Genomic DNA, 16,911 nt, shown 5'->3' with positions numbered 1-16,911 from the left:
CTGAGCGTCTACGAGCTGTTGTCTAGGGATCACCTGCATCCGCCGCGGGTCCACCACCGGCGACCGGCCCGCCTTCCTCCGCCGACCCCCGCGATCTGGACCTGGCCGCCGGTGACAGTGCGGCCGCGCTGCCACCTTGTCCAGTCTGCGTGGGAGCAAAGCAAGTCGAGTCGCCCCCGACGTTCGGCGGGCCACCGTTTCAGGTCTTCCGCCGAGGACCAGACCACCGTAAGCCAAACAGCGCCGAGGGCGTCGACCGGGTCGGAATTTTGGTCCAGCAATTTTTCTCGCGTCAGGGCCGGCGCGGCCCCGGGGCCAGGTCAGGCGCGCTCGTGGACGAGTGTTCCGTCGGCCACCGTGCGCAGGCACACCGGGTCGGGGACGCCGGGATCACTCAAGTCGGGGAGCCGCCCGCCGGTGAGGTCCCACACGGTGAAGTTGGCGCGGGTGTTCGGCACGAGCGACCCGGCGTCGTCGATCCCCAGGGCCCTCCAGCCGCCCCTGGTGGCCGCGGTGAACGCCGCGGCCATCGGGAGGCGGGAGACGGGGTTCCAGTGGCGCACGGCGGCTCTCACGCCGCCCCAGGGGTCCAGCGCGGTCACCGGGGAGTCGGAGCCGAACGCGAGGGGGACGCCGACGCCCGCGAGGCGCGAGAGCGGGTTGGCCGCCAGCGCGCGGTCGCGGCCGAGGCGGGCGGCGTACATGCCGCCGGGGCCGCCCCACGCGGCGTCGAACGCGGGCTGGACGGAGGCGTGGACGCCGTGGTGGACCATGCGGGCGATGAGCCCGGCGTCGAGGAGTTCGGCGTGCTCGATGCGGTGGCGGGCGTGGCGGATGGCGTCGAGGCCGAGTTCGCGCTCCACAGCGTCGAGGCCGCCGAGGACGTTGGCGATGGCGCCGTCGCCGATGGCGTGGAAGGCGGCCGACAGGCCCGCGCGGTGGGCGGCGCGCAGGTGGGCGGCGACGTCGTCGGCGGTGAGGTATTCGGCGCCGAAGGTGTCCTCGTCGGCGTAGGGGGTGCGCAGGAACGCGGTGCGGGCGCCGAGGGAGCCGTCGGCGGAGAGGTCGCCGCCGGCGCCGTGGGCGCCGAGGTCGCGGGCCTTCTCGGCGGCGCCGAGCTCGCCCCACCAGCCGTAGACGCCGGGGTTGCCCGGTTCCTTCCCGAGGGCGACGAGGCCGGAGAACTCGGCTTCGGCGAGGGGGTCGGCGTCGGCGGGGATGGCCATCTCGGCGAGGGCGGCGATGCCGAGGGACGCGGCGTGCGCGAGGCCGGCGCGGGCGGTGTCGAGGCGCTGGGCGACGGGGATCGCGGCGTTGACGGTGGCGCGGGCGGCGCGGTGGGCGGCGCGGGTGAGGAGCCCGGAGGGGTCGAAGCCGTCGAGGGCGGCGAGGCCGGGCTGCTCGGCGAGGAGGCGCGGTCCGGCGACGCCGATGTGGCCGCAGGTGCGCGAGAGGTAGGCGAGGCGCCCGCCCGCGGCCCGGTCGAGGGCGGCGGCCGAGGGCGGGGCGGGGTCGTCCCAGGCGGTCTCGTCCCAGCCGTGGGCGAGGACGATCGCGTCCGCGGGGAGCGCGGCGGCGAACGCGGCGACCCGGTCGAGGACGGCGGCGGCCGAGGGCAGGCCCGCGAGGTGGAGGCCGGTGAGCGAGGCCCCGGTGCCGGTGAGGTGGACGTGCGAGTCCACGAACGCCGGGGTCACCAGGGCCCCGTCGAGGTCGACGGTGCGGTCGGCGGCGGGCGCGTCGGCGCCCTCGCCGATCCAGGCGATGCGGTCGCCGTCGGTGAGCAGGGCGGTCGCGTCCCGGTGGGTCGGGCTGGCGACCCGCCCGCCCCGCCACAGGGTGCGTTCGCGACGCTCGGTGTTCTCGAGGAGGCTCATGCCCCCAATGATGTCAGTCGGCCGGGTGCAGGACGCGGTGGAGGAAGCTGCGCGCCCGCTCGGTCTTGGGCGCGGTGAGGACCTCGGCGGGCGGCCCCTGCTCGACGATGACGCCGCCGTCGAGGAACAGGACCCGGTCGGCGACCTCGCGGGCGAAGGCCATCTCGTGGGTGACCACGAGCATCGTCATGCCCTCGGCGGCGAGCCCCTTCATGACCTCCAGGACCTCGCCGACGATCTCGGGGTCGAGGGCGCTGGTGGGCTCGTCGAAGAGCATGAGGCGGGGTTTGACGGCGAGCGCGCGGGCGATGGCGACGCGCTGCTGCTGCCCGCCGGAGAGCTGCGCGGGCCTGGCGTCCTCCTTGCCCTCGATGCCGACCTCGGCGAGGAGGCGCCGGGCCTCGGCGACGGCCTCGGCCTTGGGGGTCTTGCAGACCCGCCGCTGCGGGATGACGAGGTTGTCGAGGATCGTCATGTGGCTGAACAGGTTGAAGTGCTGGAAGACCATGCCGATGTCGCGGCGGGCGAGGTCGAGGTCGGCGTCGGGCGCGGTCATGTCGTGCCCGGCGGCGGTGATCGCGCCCTCGGTGGGCTCCTCCAGGAGGTTGACGCAGCGCAGGAGCGTGGACTTGCCGGAGCCGGAGGGCCCGATGAGGCACACCACCTCGCCCTCGGCGATCTCCAGGTCGATGCCGCGCAGGACCTCGTTGTCGCCGAAGCGCTTGCGCAGTCCCTCGATGCGGACGATGGGGGCGGTCATCGCTTGTCCTCCCGGTTCTCGAGGCGGCGGGCGAGCAGGCCCAGCGGGATGGTCAGCAGCAGGTAGAGCAGGCCGCCGACGAGCAGCGGGGTGGCGTTGGCGGTGTCGGTGAGCTCGTTGCGGGCGAACTTGGACAGCTCCATCGTGGCGGTGGTGACGCCGAGGACGAACACGAGGGAGGAGTCCTTGGTGAGCATGACGAGCTCGTTCGTCAGCGGGGGCACGACGATCCGCAGCGCCTGCGGGAGGACCACGGTGACCATGGTGCGGGTGTGGCTCATGCCGAGGGAGCGGGCGGCCTCGACCTGTCCCTTGGGGACGGCCTGGATGCCGGCGCGCACACTCTCGGCGATGTAGGCGGAGGAGGTGAGGCCCAGGCCGATCGCGACCTGCCCGTAGACGCCGCCGGGGTACTGGATGCCCGGGAACGCCTGCGGGACGCCGAAGCCGACGAGGAAGAGCACGAGCAGCGCGGGCAGGCCGCGGAAGACCTCGACGTAGGCGGTGGCGAACCACCGGTAGGGACCGAACGCGGAGACGCGCATGAGCGCGATCGGGATGCCGACGACCATGCCGAAGGCGAACGCGAGGACGGTGTAGACGATCGTGTTCCAGAACGAGGTCCACACGTCCGGGAACATGTCGGCCGCGATGTCGAACTGGAGGAACGAGGCGGCGATCCGGTCCCAGTCGGCCGCGAAGGCGAGCACCGCGACGACGGCGACGATCGCGGCGTACTGGAGGGTGCGCGCGAGGCGCCGCCGCCCGCGGGCCGTCATGCGGGCGCCTCGGGCGGGGGCGGTGTCGGTGGCGGTGTCCACTACTGGTCGAGGTCCCCGGTGTAGGGCTCGCCGATCCACTTCTCGTACAGCTCCGCGTAGGTGCCGTCCGCGAAGACCTCGTCGAGCATCGTGTCGACCTCGTCGAGCAGTTCGGTGTCGTCCTTCTGGACGGCGAAGCCGTAGTGCTCGGCGGTCTCGATGGTCTGCACGAGGGCGAGGTCGGTCGCGGTCGCGATCATCTCGTTCCAGGTGGCGAGGTCGGCGATGCTGGCCTGCACGGACCCGGCGGTGAGCGCGGAGGCGATGTCGCCCATGGACTCGAAGGCGACGACCTCGTAGCCGTACTGCTCGGCGTTGTCGTTGGCGTACGCCTCGCCGGTGGAGCCGGACTGGACGGCGACCTGGAGCCCGTCGAGGTCCTCCAGGGCGGCCACGGCCGAGCCGGCGGGCACCACGAGGGCCTGGTCGGCGCGGTAGTACGCCTGGGACATGCCCATGGCGGCCTGGCGCTCCTCGGTGATGGAGAGGCCGGCGGCGGCGATGTCGCACGTGCCGGCGTTCAGGGCCTCGCCCGAGGAGATCGAGTCGAAGCTGATCTCGACGACCTCCACGGTCTGGTCGAGGCGCTCGGCGAGCATGTTCATGAGGTCGATGTCGAAGCCCGCGTACTCGCCGTCCTCGGAGAACTCGAAGGGTTCGAAGGGGACGTTGGTGCACACGGTGAGCGTGCTGTCGTCCTCGGCACCGGACGAGCATGCGGCGGCGAGCCCGGTCCCGATCAGGGCCAGGGCGGCCGCGGCGCGGCGGGTGTGGTTGTTCACCTGAAGGCTCCTCGTAGTTGGCGTTCGCGCCGATCATTCCGGTCGGACCCTCCCATAGTTGTGCCACCTGGTCCGCAATGTGGCAGGTTTCGCAGTACGGGCGGGGTGAATCGCCGATGGCCCGCGGTGTCGTCCGCGCATGAGAGAGTGGTGCGCATGCTGATGCTCATCGACGCCGCGTCACTGTGGTACCGCGCCTACTACGGGCTCCCCTCCTCGATCAAGGCCCCGGACGGGCGGCGCTCGGGGGCGGTGCGGGGCTTCTTCGACGGCCTGGCGGTCCTCTCGAAGCGCTTCTCCCCCACCGGGATGGTGTGCTGCCTCGAAGGGAACTGGCGTCCGCAGTGGCGCCTGGACCTCATGCCCGGCTACAAGGCCGACCGGGCGCTCCCCGACGGCGCCGAGGACACCCCCGAGGGCCTCGACGACCAGGTGGCCGCGATCGAGGCGCTGCTGCCGGCCCTGGGGATCGCCACCGCGGCGCACCCGGACTACGAGGCCGACGACGTCATCGCCACGCTCGCCTCGCGCACGGCCGAGCCGGTCCTGGTGGTCACCGGCGACAGGGACCTGTTCCAGCTCGTCGACGACGAGCGCGAGCGCAAAGTCGTGTACCTCGCGAAGGGCATCTCGAAGGCGGAGCTGTTCGACGGCGAGGCCGTCGCCACCAAGTTCGGCGTCAGCCCCAGCCACTACGTGGACTTCGCGGTCCTGCGCGGCGACCCCTCGGACGGGCTGCCCGGCGTCAAGGGCATCGGCGCCAAGACCGCGGTCGCGCTCGTGAACGCCTACGGCGGCATCGCGGGGCTCAGGGCCGCCGCGGCCGACCCGGCCTCGGAGGTCCCGGCCCGCCAGCGCGCGGCCGTGACCGACTCGGCCGACTACCTCGACCGGGCGGTGCGCACGTCGACCGTGGCCGCCGACGTCGACGTCCCGGTGGTCGACGCGGCGCTCCCGGCCGCGTGGAAGGACCCGGCTGCGGTCGCGGCGCTCTCGGAGGAGTGGAACGTGGGCTCGGCCCTGCAGCGGTTCGCGGACGCGATCGGGCAGGACTAGGGGCCCGGCGGCGCGAACCGGCCCGTCGCGGCCGAGACATCGGGCCGCCCGCGTCGGGGAGGCCCGGTCCGGCCGCGTCGGGCGGCCGGGCCGAGCGCGTTAGACGTCGGCGACCACGCCGCGGCGGATCGCGTCCACCGCTTCGAACGCCGCGTCGGCGAGCTTGTTGGAGGACTCGGTGCCGATGAACCGCGCGGCCGTGCCCATCTGGTGCAGCAGGTCGGCGGTGCGGCGGGCCCAGCGGACGAAGTCGCCGCCGGGCATCGGCCACGGGCCGTCGGCCGCGGCGAGGGCCTTGGACAGCTCCTCGCCCTTGGTCCACCGGTAGATCGGCCAGGCCAGGCCCAGCTGCGGGCGGGAGATGAGCGCGAGGCCGCGCTGGTTCTCGGCGCGGCGGATGGCCTCCCAGCGCCGCGCGGTCTTGGCGACGAGCTCGGTGATCTGGCCGGGGACGGCCACGAAGAACTCGTCCTCCTCGAAGCGGGACTCGTAGATGACCGTGGAGGCGATGGCCGCGAGGGACGCGGGGTCCAGCCCCTCCCAGATGCCGTCGCGCAGGCACTGGGCCACGAGCAGGTCGGTCTCCACGAAGAGGTTGCGCAGCAGCCGGCCGGACTCGGTGACGGTCTCGCCCTCGAGGTACCCGAACTCGGTGAGGACCTCGCGCACGGCCGTGAACTGGCGGGCCAGCGAGTGCTCGCGGCGCTCGGAGCGGCGCCGCAGCGTCTCCTCCTCGCGGCGCAGGCGCGACCACCGGGAGGCGTGCACGGTGTGCTGCCCGGCGTCAGGGCAGGTGCGGCACGGGTGGTTCTTGACCTCGTCGCGCAGGCGCGCGATCTCGGGGGTCTCGGCGGCGCCGCCGCGGCGGGTCGGGCGGGACCGGTCCCGGGTGGCCTCGCGCAGGCTGGAGGCGAGGTCGCTGCGGGACTTGGGGTCGCGGCGGTCGAAGCGCTTGGGCATGCGGAGCTTGGTGACCACTTCGAGGCCGCCGTCGAACGCGGCGGTCTCGACCGTGCCGGCCCAGCCGTCGGCGGTGAGCACGGCCCAGCGCGGGTCGTGGTGGCGCGAGCCGCCGGTGGGGCGCAGGAACACGGCCCAGCCGGTGCGCTTGCCGCGGGAGATCCACACGACGTCGCCGCCGCGCAGCCCCTCCAGGTTGGTGCGGGCCTCGTCGCGCAGGGCGCCCTTGCGGCGCTTCTGGTTCGCGCGCTCGGCCTGCGAGAGCTCGTGCGTCATCTCGAAGTACGCGAGGAAGTCGCCCTTGTGGCACTCGGCGCCCTTGGCGGCCTCGGCCGCGCGGCGCCCGAGCGAGCGGGCCTGCTCGGCGATGTGGACGGCCTCGGAGTCCGATTGGAACTGCGCGAACGAGGAGGCCAGGACCTCTTGGGCGCGTTCGACTCCGGCGGCGCCGATGAGGTTCACGGCCATGTTGTACGAGGGCGCGAACGAGGAGTTGAGCGGGTAGGTGCGCTTGGAGGCGAGCCCGGCGAGCTCCTTGGGGCGCACGTCCTCGGCCCAGACGGTGACCGCGTGGCCCTCGATGTCGATGCCGCGGCGCCCGGCGCGCCCGGTGAGCTGCGTGTACTGGCCGGGGGTGAGCATGACGTGGTCGGAGCCGTCGTACTTGATGAGCCGCTCCAGGACCACCGAGCGGGCGGGCATGTTGATGCCCAGCGCGAGGGTCTCGGTGGCGAACACGGCCTTGAGGAGGCCGCGCTCGAACAGCTTCTCGACGACCTCCTTGAACACCGGCAGGAGCCCGGCGTGGTGGGCGGCGATGCCGGCGGCGAGGCCGGCGAGCCACCGGTCGAAGCCGACGGCGTCGAGGTCGGCGGGGTCGATGTGGGCGACCGAGGCGGTCGCGTAGTCGACGATCTCGTCGCGTTCGCGCCCGTCGGTGAGGCGCAGGCCGGCGCGCACGCACTCGTCGACGGCGGCGTCGCAGCCGGCGCGCGAGAAGATGAAGTAGATCGCCGGGAGCAGCGCGGCCTGGTCGAGGCGGGAGACGACGCGGCCGCGGTCCACATGGGGCCGTCCGCGGCGGCGCCCGCCGCCCTGGCGCTCGCCGCGCTCGCGCATGCGGGCGTCCTTCTTGAGCAGGTCCTTGGAGACGAAGTCGCCGTCGGGCTCGAACAGGTCGAGCAGGGCGCCGCCGATCATCATGTGCTGCCACAGCGGGACCGGGCGGGTCTCGGAGACGACGACCTCGGTGGAGCCGCGGACGCTCTTGAGCCAGTCGCCGAACTCCTCGGCGTTGGAGACCGTGGCCGACAGCGAGACGACCCGGACCTCCTGCGGGAGCTCGATGATGATCTCCTCCCAGACGGCGCCGCGGAAGCGGTCGGCGAGGTAGTGGACCTCGTCCATGACCACGTACCGCAGCCCCTGGAGGGTGGGCGAGCCCGCGTAGATCATGTTGCGCAGGACCTCGGTCGTCATGATGACGATCGGGGCCTCGCCGTTGACGACCGTGTCGCCGGTGAGCAGGCCGACGTTCTCGGCGCCGTGGGCGGCGACGAGGTCGTTGTACTTCTGATTCGACAGCGCCTTGATGGGCGTGGTGTAGAAGCACTTGCGGCCCTCGGCGAGCGCGAGGTGGACCGCGAACTCCCCGACCACGGTCTTGCCGGCGCCCGTGGGGGCACAGACGAGGACGCCGTGGCCGGATTCGAGGGCGCGGCAGGCCCCGACCTGGAAGTCGTCGAGTTCGAACGGGTAGTCCCCCGCGAATGCCGCCAGCTGGGGCCATTGCCGGCGTGCCTGCGCGGCAGCGTGGCGTTCGGCCGGGGAGCGGTCGTCGGCGTAAGGCACGTCGGCGTTAACCATGGCCCCAACACTAGTCCAGACGCGACGACGCTCGCGAGTCAGAAATGCGCACGGGCCCGACTAGCGCGTTCCGGCAACACGCCAGCGCACCCGGCTGTGACGACGCCTACACGGCCGGGTATCGTCCCGGTTGTGCACCGTGATTCCTCACCAGGAGACGACGATGCGGGACGCGGAGGGGTCGACGCGGTCCTGTTCGACTTCCACGGCACCTTGGCGCAGCTCGAACCCTTGACCCGGTCGGTCGCTCTGGCCTCCGAGGCGTGCGGCCGACAGCTCTCGCCGCTCGCGGTGACCGCCTTGGCGGACGCCATCGGCGCGCAGGGCTGGCTCGGTTCGGGCATGGAGCCCCGGGTGCGGCCCCACTTCGCTGAGGCGTGGGCCGACAGGGACCTCGACGAGGACGCCCACCGCGAGGCGTTCACCGAGCTCGCGGCCCAGGCGCACGGCGTGTTCGACGGGCTCGCCGACGCCCTGTACGACCGGCTGGCCTCGCCCGAGGGGTGGGTGGCCTTCGCCGACACGTTCTCGACCCTGGTCTCGCTGAAGGCGCAGGGGTATCCGATCGCGCTGGTGTCCAACATCGGCTTCGACGCCCGCCCGATCCTGCGGCGCCTGGGCATCGACCGGTTCATCGACGCGTGGGTGCTGTCCTACGAGGTCGGCTTCTGCAAGCCGGACGAGAAGATCTTCTACTCGGCGTGCCACGCGCTCGACGTGGAGCCGGGCCGGGTGCTCATGGTCGGCGACACGATGGCCGACGCGGGCGCGGCCCGGATCGGGGCGCGCTGCTACCTGGTGCCGCACGCCGAGGCGGGCCGGTCCGTGGGGCTGGACGCGGTGCTGCGCCTGGTGCGCGGCTGCTGAGACGGGACGTCGAAGGGCCCCGGGGCGGATGCTCCGGGGCCCTTCACTGTCGCTCGGCCGTCGTCCTCAGGGGACTCAGGTGATGTCGTCGTAGCCGTCGACGCGCCTGCCGAAGCGGTTGCGGCGCTCGTTCTCGGCCGGGTAGTCCTCGTCGTCCAGGCCTCCCGCGCGGATCGAGGTCGCCGATTCGACGTCGTCGGAGGCGCCGATGTCGCTGGCCTCCTCGTCGTCCCAGTCCTCCTCGTCGGTGATGCCCTTGCGCTTGTCGTTGAGATGGGCGACGATGAGCGCGAGTCCGTAGAGGAACAGCATGCAGATCGCGAGCGCGGTCATGCCGAACGGGTCGGGGGTGGGGGTGAAGATCGCGGTGAAGATGAAGCTCACCACGACCACGATCCGCCACCAGCCGCGCATCCGCTTGGCCGTCACCAGGCCCATCACGTTGAGCATCAGCATGATCAGCGGGAACTCGAATCCGATCCCGAAGACCACCATCACCGTGAGGTAGAAGTTGATGTACTCCTCGAGGTTCAGCGCGATCGTGAATCCTGTGCCCTCTTGGAGCACCATGATGAACTGGATGCCGTGGCTGACCACGAAGTACGCGAGGAGCGCGCCGCCGAGGAACAGCGGTGCGGCGATCCCGATGAACGTGTAGGCGTACCGGCGCTCGTTGCGGTGCAGACCGGGGGCGATGAACGCCCAGAGCTGGTACAGCCAGATCGGGGAGGTCGCGACCAGGCCCATGTACAGCGAGACCTTGAGGTACAGCGCGATGTGCGAGGCCGGCGAGTTCAGGGTGAAGTTGCACAGCACCTGCTCGCTGTCCTCGACGTTCGCGCCCGAGGTGTTGCAGTACGGCTGGGCGAGGAACTCGATGGCCTGCTTCGAGAAGACCAGGCCCAGCGCGGTGCCGATCAGGATCACCAGGACCGCGATCATCAGACGCGAGCGCAGGTCCATGAGGTGCTCCATGAGCGTCATGGAGCCGTCTGCGGCGCGCTGGAACTTGGTCTGGCGTTTCCTGCCTCGGCGCCGCGGTGGTTCGTCCGTCATGTCCGTAACGGCCGTGACCGTCTTAGCGCGTCTGCTTGCGGTCGACGGATTCGCCGTCGATCACGGTCTCGTTGACGGGCGCCGGCGGCTCGAGCGGCTCGCGCGTGTGCTTGGGCTCGGCGCGGACGTCGCCGTCCTTCTCGGGGTTGGTCGAGTCCGACTTCATGGCCTCGGTCTCGGACTTCAGGATGCGCATGGAGCGACCCAGACCGCGGGCCATGTCCGGGAGCTTCCGGGAGCCGAACACCAGCAGGATGACAACGACGAGAATGATGATGTGCCAGGGCTTGAGTGCACCCATTGTTCGGTCCCTCCGGATATGTGTCGGTGACGTTAACCATCGTATGCCTCCGTGGAGGCCGCCGCCACGGAGCCTGAGACCGGGTTCACCCCGTGGTCACCGTTGGTAGGCGCGGCTACGACATCGTCGAGCCGGACAAGCATGACCGACGTTTGACACTTCCGTCAACACTGGAGCCTTCGGGATCGCCGATCTTTATCAGAATGTGGCGAGTGCGACCGGACGGTGTCACTTCTCGGGCAGGGCGGCGGTCGTGCGCTGCACTTCCGCCAGCGTCAGGTTCAACCGTTCCTGCAGCTCCTGAGCCTCTTCGGCCCGCTCCTGGACGCGTTCGAGCCCGTGTCCCAGTTGTTTCAGCCCGCCGAGGAGGCGCCACGCCGCGACGGCGAGGAGCACCAGTCCGGCGAGTGCCAGCACGACCGATATCGCCCAGATCATCGGGCCATTCTAAGCCGACGCGGGGCCGGGTCAGGCCGCCGGGGCGTACCGGTCCAGCGCCGAGCGCGCGGTCTGGCGCACCGACTCGCGCAGTTCGGCCGGGGCCACCACCTCGGCCTCGCCGCCGAGGCCGAGCACGAAGCGGCGGGCCCAGTCGAGGTCGCGCACGCGCATGACGACGCGGCGGCGCCCGTCGGGCTCGCCGACGACCTCCTCGCACGGGTAGGAGTCGGAGACGCCCTTGGCGCCGGCGCCGAGCAGGAGTTCGATGCGCGGCAGCTCGGAGGCGAGGAACGCGGTCGGCGCGGGCTGGTTGGTCAGGCGCAGCGGCTCGGAGGGCTCGTCGAGCTCGGTGCAGGCGTCGATCCGGTCGATGCGGAACTGGCGGATCTCCCCCGCGGTGCGGCACCAGGCGCGCAGGTAGGCGTGGCCTTCGGCGACGACGATCTCGATGGGGTCGACGACCCGCTCAGAGGTGGTGTCGCGGTGCGCGGAGTAGTAGGTGATGCGCGCGGCGTGCCCGGAGGCGACGAGCGCGGCGTACTTCTCGGCCTGCGGGTCGGTGACGGTGTCGCGCACGGTCACGTCGGCCGGGGCCTCGCCCGCGGCGGCGGCGAGCTTGTCGAGCGCCGAGGCGATGGCGCCGCGGTCGCCGACCCCGGGCGTGTCGGCGAGGACCCGCAGGGCCACCGAGAGCGCGAGCGCCTCGTGGGCGGCGAGGCGGACCGGGCGGTCCATGCCGGCGGCGAACAGGACGCGGACGGCGTCGGCGTCGAAGGCGATGTCGATGAGGTCGCCGGGGCCGTAGCCGGGCAGGCCGCACATCCACAGCATGGTCAGGTCGGCCTGGACCTGCTCGGCGTCGACGCCGAAGTCGGCGGCGATCTCGTGGATCGGCACCCCGCCGGGGCGCGCGACCAGGTACGGGACGAGGTTGAGCAGGCGTGCGAGACGGTTGGTGGTCATGTCAGGACTCCTCCTCGTCGGCGAGGGCTTGCAGGCAGGCGACGGTCTCCTTGACCAGTTCGGGCGGGTCGACCACGAGCACGTCGGCGCCGAAGGACGCGAGCCAGGCGGCGGTCGGGGCCGTCTCGGTGAAGGAGAAGCAGACCTGGTCGCCCTCGGCGGTGCGCGGCCCGATCTGGTCGGCGCGGCGGCGCACGCCCCACGCCCGCTTGGGGCGGACGAGGACGGTGGCGCGGACGGGCTGCTGGCGGGCCTCGGACTCGGAGGCGAACGCGAGGACGTCGACGTCCGCGGGGATCGTGTAGGCGCCTTCGGGACCGGTGAGGCGGACCTTCCCGGAGATGCGCGAGAGCCGGAAGCACCGCTGGGCGTTCCGCTCCAGGTCGAGGCCGGCGACGTACCAGCGCCCGCGCCAGGCGGCGCAGCCCCAGGGCTGGATGCGGCGCTGCTGCGCGGACTCGTCGCGCGAGCCCAGGTAGTCGAAGACGACGGCGCGGCGGGCGGCGATGGCCTCGAAGAACGGCGAGAGGGCGGCCTCGGCGCCGGGCAGGGACTTCACGGTCGCGGTGGCGGCGTGCGACTCGACGTCGATCCCGGCGGCACGCAGTTTGAGCAGGGCCTCGGCGCTCCCGGACTGGAGCTCGGGCTGCTGCCACAGGCGCGCGGCGGCCGCGACGGCGGCGGCCTCGGCGTCGGTGAACTCGATCTGCGGCAGCTCGAAGTCCGAGCGGGCGATCCGGTAGCCGGGCTCGCCGTCGGCGAGGTAGTCGACGCCGGACTGGAGCGGGATGCCGATGCGGCGCAGTTCGGCCTTGTCGCGCTCGAACTTGCGCTGGAACGCCTCGTGCGCCTTCTTGTCCTCGAGGTCGTGCTCGTATCCGGGCACGGTCCGGGCGATCCTGCCGGCGGTCTGGAAGCGCCGCGAGGACAGCAGGCAGAGCACCAGGTTCACCAGTCGTTCAGTGCGATCGTTGGACACCCGCCCAGCCTATGCCAGCGCCTGAGCGGCCCGCCAGCACGCCCGGCGCCCGCGGTCCGGGGCGCCGCGCGCGGGACCGGGGGGTACGGCGTCGGGCGCCGGTTCGCCATGCCCCGCAAGCGCCCCCCGGGCCGTTCGCGGCCCCTTTGATAGTGTCCGGGCGTGATCAGATGGCGATACGGGACCGTCACCGGCGTGCGCGGCGGCTGGCGCGGCTGCACCGAGCTGGAGGTCGACGTCGAGGCCCGCGAGGGCGAGGACGCGTACTCGGCGCGGGGCCTGGCGTACGACCAGCTCGTGGGGGTCCCCGAGGTCGGCGACCGGGTCCTGCTCAACTGCAACGCCATCGCCAAGGGCCTGGGCACGGGCGGGTACGCCCTGGTCATCGCCGTCCCCGACCGGCTCCCGGCCGACGTCGACGGGCCGGGGCACATCGTCAAGGCCCGGTACACGCCGATGCAGGCGATGCGCCTTGCCGTCGACGAGGACGACTCGCCGTACCGCGCGGCGGTGGAGGACTGCGAGGACCTCGGCGGGATGCCGGTGGTGGTCGCGGACCTGCACTCGGCGCTCGCGCCGGTCCTGGCGGGGATCCACGCGACCGCGCCCGACGCGAAGGTCGCGTACGTGATGACCGACGGCGGGTCGCTCCCGGCGTGGTTCTCGCGGCAGCTCGACCAGCTCTCGGACCGGATCCGCACGGTGGTCACCGCCGGGCAGTGCTTCGGCGGGGACCTGGAGGCGACGAACATCCACAACGCGCTCATCGCGGCGCGCACGGTCGGCGGCGCCGACATCGCGATCGTGGCCCAGGGCCCGGGCAACCTCGGCACCGGCACGGTGTGGGGCTTCTCCGGGACCGCCGCGGGCGAGGCGGTCAACGCGGCCTCGGTCCTCGGCGGCCGGCCGGTCGCCTCGCTGCGGATCTCCGAGGGCGACGCGCGCGAGCGCCACCGCGGCGTCTCGCACCACTCGATGACCGCGTACGGCAAGGTCGCGCTCGCCGCGGCCGACATCCCGGTCCCCGACGAGCTCCCCGCCGACCTGGAACCGAAGATCCGGGCCCAGCTCGCCGAGCTCCCCGAGCGCCACCGCCAGATCGAGATCGACTGCTCCGGCCTGGCCGAGGCCATGCAGGCCCTCCCGGTCAGGCTCTCCACCATGGGCCGCGGCCTCGACAAGGACCGCGTCTACTTCATCGCCGAAGCCGCGGCGGGCCGCCACGCGGCCCAGATAGCCAAGCGCCGCGACTGACCCTCCCCGGTCACCGACCTCCGACGCTCCCGCGACCGGCTTCAGCTCCCCTTCAGCAACCCCGAGCTAGCGTCGAAGCCGGGGGCGCCTGACGCGCCCCGACCATGAGGCGTGCCCCCGCCAAATCGCCTCGGTTCCGGTTTCAGCTCCGCTTCAGGTTCCCCGAGTTAGCGTCGAAGCCGGGGGCGCCTGACGCGCCCCGACCATGAGGCGTGCCCCCGCGAAATCGCCTCGGTTCCGGCTTCAGCTCCGCTTCAGGTCTCCCGAGCTAGCTTCGAAACCGGGGGCCCTTTCCCAGCGCCGGACCGCACCTGCGGCATGCCCTAGAGCACGAACAGCACCAGCAGCCAGACGCCCACGACGCCCGCCAGGGCGAGGGCGAGGGCCCAGGTCGGGACCGAGTACTCGCCGCGCCTGTTGCGGGCGATCTCGTCGCGGATGCGGGCCTTGCGCTTCTCGGTGGCGGCCACGGGGTCGAACGAACCGAGCAGGCCGGACCTGCCGGCCTGCTCGCGTCCACCCGGCCGCCGCTCGGCGGCCGTGTCGGTCTCGGGGTTCTCGGTCTCAGGGGTGTCGGGCACGGTTCATGCTCACATGCTGGCGATGAGCTTGTCCACCCGCTCGTCCCGCGAGCGGAACGGGTCCTTGCACAGCACGGTCCGCTGCGCCTGGTCGTTGAGCTTCAGGTGCACCCAGTCGACGGTGAAGTCGCGCCGCTTCTCCTGCGCCTTGCGGATGAACTCGCCGCGCAGCCGCGCGCGCGTGGTCTGCGGCGGCACTTCCTTCGCCTCGAAGACCTCGACGTCGTGCGTGATCCGCTCGGCCTCGCCGCGCTTCTCCATCAGGTGGTGGAGCCCGCGCCCGCGCCGGATGTCGTGGTAGGCGAGGTCGAGCTGGGCGACGCGTGGGCTCGACAGCGGCAGGCCGCGCTTCTCGCGGTACCGCTCGATGAGCTTGTACTTGGCGACCCAGTCGATCTCGCGCGAGATCGTGTCGAGGTTGCCGTCCTCGACGGCCTGGAGGACCCGGCCCCACAGCTCGATGACGCGCTTGGTGGTCGCGTCGGCGCCGCGCTGGTCGACGAAGTCCATGGCCTTCTCGAGGTACTCGCGCTGGATGTCCAGTGCGGACGCCTCGCGGCCGCTCGCCAGGCGCACCAGGCGCTTCCCGGTGGTGTCGTGGCTGATCTCGCGGATGGCCCGGATCGGGTTCTCCAGGGTGAGGTCGCGCATCGTCACGCCGGTCTCGATCATCCGCAGCACCAGGTCGGCCGAGCCGATCTTGAGCAGCGTGGTGATCTCGTTGATGTTGGAGTCGCCGACGATGACGTGGAGGCGGCGGTACCGCTCGGCGTCGGCGTGGGGCTCGTCGCGGGTGTTGATGATGGGGCGCGAGCGGGTGGTCGCGGAGGAGACGCCCTCCCAGATGTGCTCGGCGCGCTGGGAGAGGCAGAAGCGGGCCCCGCGCGGGGTCTGGAGGACCTTGCCGGCGCCGCAGATGAGCTGCCGGGTGACCAGGAACGGGATGAGGACCTCGGCGAGGCGCCCGAACTCGCCGTGGCGGCTGACGAGGTAGTTCTCGTGGCAGCCGTAGGAGTTCCCGGCGGAGTCGGTGTTGTTCTTGAACAGGTAGATGTCGCCGGCGATGCCCTCGTCGTGGAGGCGCTTCTCCGCGTCGATCATCAGGCCCTCGAGGATGCGCTCCCCGGCCCGGTCGTGCTTGACCAGGTCCTCGACGGAGTCGCATTCGGGGGTGGCGTACTCGGGGTGGGAGCCCACGTCGAGGTAGAGGCGGGCGCCGTTGCGGAGGAACACGTTGGAGGAGCGGCCCCAGGAGACCACGCGCCTGAAGAGGTATCGGGCCACTTCGTCCGGAGACAGGCGGCGCTGTCCCCTGAAGGTGCAAGTGACCCCGTATTCGGTCTCCAGTCCGAAAATGCGCCTGTCCATGTCGAAACCCTACCCCGATTCTTATGAGGAGAACACCCCTCGCGGTCGAACGGTTTCGCTCCGCGACGGGCGTGTTGACGGTGTTCGCACGGTCGCGGGGGCTCGCGGGCCCCCGCGACCGTCCACTTGCGTGCGGGAGTTTCGTGTCTCTGATTGTGGTTCGGGCCGTTGCCTATTCGCTCGGCTGGGGCCTTTCGCCCTTGTCCGGCGTGTCGGCGCCGTCCTCGGGCTCGTCGCCGAGGACCTCGTCGGGGTCGAGTTCGGCCTCGGCCTCGGTGCTCGGCATGAGCGCGTCGAGGGCGAGGCCCTCGATGCGCCGGAACGCGCGGCCGGGGCGGGCCCGTTCGAGGACCGCGACCTCGAGGACGTCGGTGGTCAGCTCGCGCCGGACGCCGTTGCCCCCGTCCGAGGAGAGCGCCCGCAGGGCGAGCGCGAACGCGTCGGCGAGCGGGGCCTCGGAGTCGTGGCCCTCGGAGAGGACCTCGACCAGCTGCTCGGCGGCGCCGCCCATGGCGAGGTAGCCGGGCTCGTCGTTGATCGACCCGTCGAAGGTCAGCCGGTACAGCTCGTCGCCGTCGGGCGAGGACCCGACGCCGGCGACGCAGATCTCGACCTCGAAGGGCTTGGTCTGCTCGGAGAAGATCGCGCCGAGCGTCTGCGCGTACGCCTTGGCGAGGCTGGCGGCGTTGACGTCGCGGCGGTCGTAGGAGTAGCCGCGCAGGTCGGCCATCCGGACGCCGGCGGTGCGGAGGTTCTCGAACTCGTTGTACTTGCCGACGGCGGCGAAGCCGATGCGGTCGTAGAGCTCGTAGACCTTGTGGAGCGCCGAGGAGACGTTCTCGGCGACCAGGAGGACCCCGTCGGCGCACGAGAGCACCACGACGTTGCGGCCGCGGGAGATGTTCTTGCGGGCGAACTCGGCCCGGTCCCGCATGATCTGCTCGGGACTGGTGTAGAACTGCATGGCCATGTCAGGCTC

General features: G+C 72.0%; 16 protein-coding genes. 3 read left to right on the top strand and 13 right to left on the bottom strand.

The features are described from left to right. Window positions 1-320 precede the first annotated feature (320 nt). From BLS99_RS05400 to BLS99_RS05385, 4 genes are read right to left on the bottom strand one after another with little or no spacing between them, the layout of a single operon-like run. A complete protein-coding gene (locus BLS99_RS05400) occupies window positions 321-1,877 on the bottom strand; it encodes an amidohydrolase (protein ID WP_091045045.1) in 1,557 nt (518 codons plus the stop codon). A gap of 13 nt (window positions 1,878-1,890) precedes the next feature. Then, entirely contained in the window at window positions 1,891-2,637 is a 747-nt protein-coding gene (locus tag BLS99_RS05395) for an amino acid ABC transporter ATP-binding protein (protein ID WP_091045042.1), read from the bottom strand. Then, on the bottom strand, window positions 2,634-3,416 hold the full coding sequence (locus BLS99_RS05390) for an ABC transporter permease subunit (protein WP_091047629.1): 783 nt from the start codon (window positions 3,414-3,416) through the stop codon (window positions 2,634-2,636). Before BLS99_RS05390 ends, BLS99_RS05395 begins: the two co-directional genes overlap by 4 nt. Window positions 3,417-3,457: 41 nt before the next feature. After that, window positions 3,458-4,240 carry a transporter substrate-binding domain-containing protein gene (locus BLS99_RS05385; RefSeq protein WP_091045038.1) on the bottom strand — a complete coding sequence of 261 codons (783 nt, stop codon included), beginning with the start codon at window positions 4,238-4,240 and terminating at the stop codon, window positions 3,458-3,460. Window positions 4,241-4,396: 156 nt separating this feature from the next. On the opposite strand from BLS99_RS05385, the gene BLS99_RS05380 reads away from it, so the two are divergent. After that, on the top strand, window positions 4,397-5,296 hold the full coding sequence (locus BLS99_RS05380) for a 5'-3' exonuclease (protein WP_218126295.1): 900 nt from the start codon (window positions 4,397-4,399) through the stop codon (window positions 5,294-5,296). A 99-nt stretch (window positions 5,297-5,395) separates the two neighbouring features. Here the strand turns inward: BLS99_RS05380 and BLS99_RS05375 are convergent, their stop codons facing one another. Next, window positions 5,396-8,122: a DEAD/DEAH box helicase gene (locus tag BLS99_RS05375; RefSeq protein WP_091045035.1), complete on the bottom strand. Its 2,727-nt coding sequence runs from the start codon at window positions 8,120-8,122 to the stop codon at window positions 5,396-5,398. A gap of 132 nt (window positions 8,123-8,254) precedes the next feature. On the opposite strand from BLS99_RS05375, the gene BLS99_RS05370 reads away from it, so the two are divergent. Beyond that, window positions 8,255-8,989 (top strand): HAD family hydrolase, encoded by a 735-nt coding sequence (locus BLS99_RS05370; protein WP_091045032.1) that lies wholly within the window; start codon window positions 8,255-8,257, stop codon window positions 8,987-8,989. Between the two features lie 75 nt (window positions 8,990-9,064). On the opposite strand, the gene tatC is transcribed toward BLS99_RS05370, so the two are convergent. The 5 genes from tatC to BLS99_RS05345 form a co-directional block, all read right to left on the bottom strand. After that, window positions 9,065-10,045, bottom strand: a complete 981-nt coding sequence (gene tatC / locus BLS99_RS05365) for a twin-arginine translocase subunit TatC (RefSeq protein WP_091045029.1) — start codon at window positions 10,043-10,045, stop codon at window positions 9,065-9,067. A gap of 22 nt (window positions 10,046-10,067) precedes the next feature. Continuing rightward, window positions 10,068-10,346, bottom strand: coding sequence for a Sec-independent protein translocase subunit TatA (gene tatA / locus BLS99_RS05360; RefSeq protein WP_091045027.1), 279 nt, complete (start codon window positions 10,344-10,346; stop codon window positions 10,068-10,070). A 228-nt stretch (window positions 10,347-10,574) separates the two neighbouring features. Continuing rightward, complete coding sequence (locus tag BLS99_RS05355; RefSeq protein WP_091045025.1) at window positions 10,575-10,784, bottom strand: hypothetical protein; 210 nt, start codon at window positions 10,782-10,784, stop codon at window positions 10,575-10,577. A gap of 30 nt (window positions 10,785-10,814) precedes the next feature. Next, the gene (locus BLS99_RS05350) at window positions 10,815-11,750 is read right to left on the bottom strand and encodes a helix-turn-helix transcriptional regulator (RefSeq protein ID WP_091045023.1); all 936 of its coding nucleotides are present in this window, start codon (window positions 11,748-11,750) and stop codon (window positions 10,815-10,817) included. 1 nt (window position 11,751) lies between these two features. Next, window positions 11,752-12,729, bottom strand: coding sequence for a helix-turn-helix transcriptional regulator (locus BLS99_RS05345; protein ID WP_091045021.1), 978 nt, complete (start codon window positions 12,727-12,729; stop codon window positions 11,752-11,754). A 162-nt stretch (window positions 12,730-12,891) separates the two neighbouring features. Between BLS99_RS05345 and BLS99_RS05340 the strand changes: the two genes are divergently transcribed. After that, a complete protein-coding gene (locus BLS99_RS05340; RefSeq protein ID WP_091045011.1) occupies window positions 12,892-13,983 on the top strand; it encodes a DUF3866 family protein in 1,092 nt (363 codons plus the stop codon). Between the two features lie 323 nt (window positions 13,984-14,306). On the opposite strand, the gene BLS99_RS05335 is transcribed toward BLS99_RS05340, so the two are convergent. The 3 genes from BLS99_RS05335 to prcA form a co-directional block, all read right to left on the bottom strand. Then, window positions 14,307-14,564: a hypothetical protein gene (locus BLS99_RS05335; protein ID WP_091045008.1), complete on the bottom strand. Its 258-nt coding sequence runs from the start codon at window positions 14,562-14,564 to the stop codon at window positions 14,307-14,309. A 9-nt stretch (window positions 14,565-14,573) separates the two neighbouring features. Further along, a complete protein-coding gene (pafA, locus tag BLS99_RS05330; protein ID WP_091045005.1) occupies window positions 14,574-15,932 on the bottom strand; it encodes a Pup--protein ligase in 1,359 nt (452 codons plus the stop codon). Window positions 15,933-16,104: 172 nt separating this feature from the next. Then, entirely contained in the window at window positions 16,105-16,902 is a 798-nt protein-coding gene (gene prcA, locus BLS99_RS05325) for a proteasome subunit alpha (protein WP_091045002.1), read from the bottom strand. Between the last annotated feature and the right edge of the window lie 9 nt (window positions 16,903-16,911).

The organism is Glycomyces sambucus, from assembly GCF_900102815.1.
GTDB classification, from domain to species: domain Bacteria; phylum Actinomycetota; class Actinomycetes; order Mycobacteriales; family Micromonosporaceae; genus Glycomyces; species Glycomyces sambucus.
This window is presented reverse-complemented; position numbering and strand designations above follow the sequence as displayed.

Coding starts and splice junctions, on each gene's coding strand:
- BLS99_RS05400 (WP_091045045.1), bottom strand. CDS start 1,877: ATGAGCCTCCTCGAGAACACCGAGCGTCGCGAACGCACCCTGTGGCGG.
- BLS99_RS05395 (WP_091045042.1), bottom strand. CDS start 2,637: ATGACCGCCCCCATCGTCCGCATCGAGGGACTGCGCAAGCGCTTCGGC.
- BLS99_RS05390 (WP_091047629.1), bottom strand. CDS start 3,416: ATGACGGCCCGCGGGCGGCGGCGCCTCGCGCGCACCCTCCAGTACGCC.
- BLS99_RS05380 (WP_218126295.1), top strand. CDS start 4,397: ATGCTGATGCTCATCGACGCCGCGTCACTGTGGTACCGCGCCTACTAC.
- BLS99_RS05375 (WP_091045035.1), bottom strand. CDS start 8,122: ATGGTTAACGCCGACGTGCCTTACGCCGACGACCGCTCCCCGGCCGAA.
- tatC (WP_091045029.1), bottom strand. CDS start 10,045: ATGACGGACGAACCACCGCGGCGCCGAGGCAGGAAACGCCAGACCAAG.
- tatA (WP_091045027.1), bottom strand. CDS start 10,346: ATGGGTGCACTCAAGCCCTGGCACATCATCATTCTCGTCGTTGTCATC.
- BLS99_RS05355 (WP_091045025.1), bottom strand. CDS start 10,784: ATGATCTGGGCGATATCGGTCGTGCTGGCACTCGCCGGACTGGTGCTC.
- BLS99_RS05350 (WP_091045023.1), bottom strand. CDS start 11,750: ATGACCACCAACCGTCTCGCACGCCTGCTCAACCTCGTCCCGTACCTG.
- pafA (WP_091045005.1), bottom strand. CDS start 15,932: ATGGACAGGCGCATTTTCGGACTGGAGACCGAATACGGGGTCACTTGC.
- prcA (WP_091045002.1), bottom strand. CDS start 16,902: ATGGCCATGCAGTTCTACACCAGTCCCGAGCAGATCATGCGGGACCGG.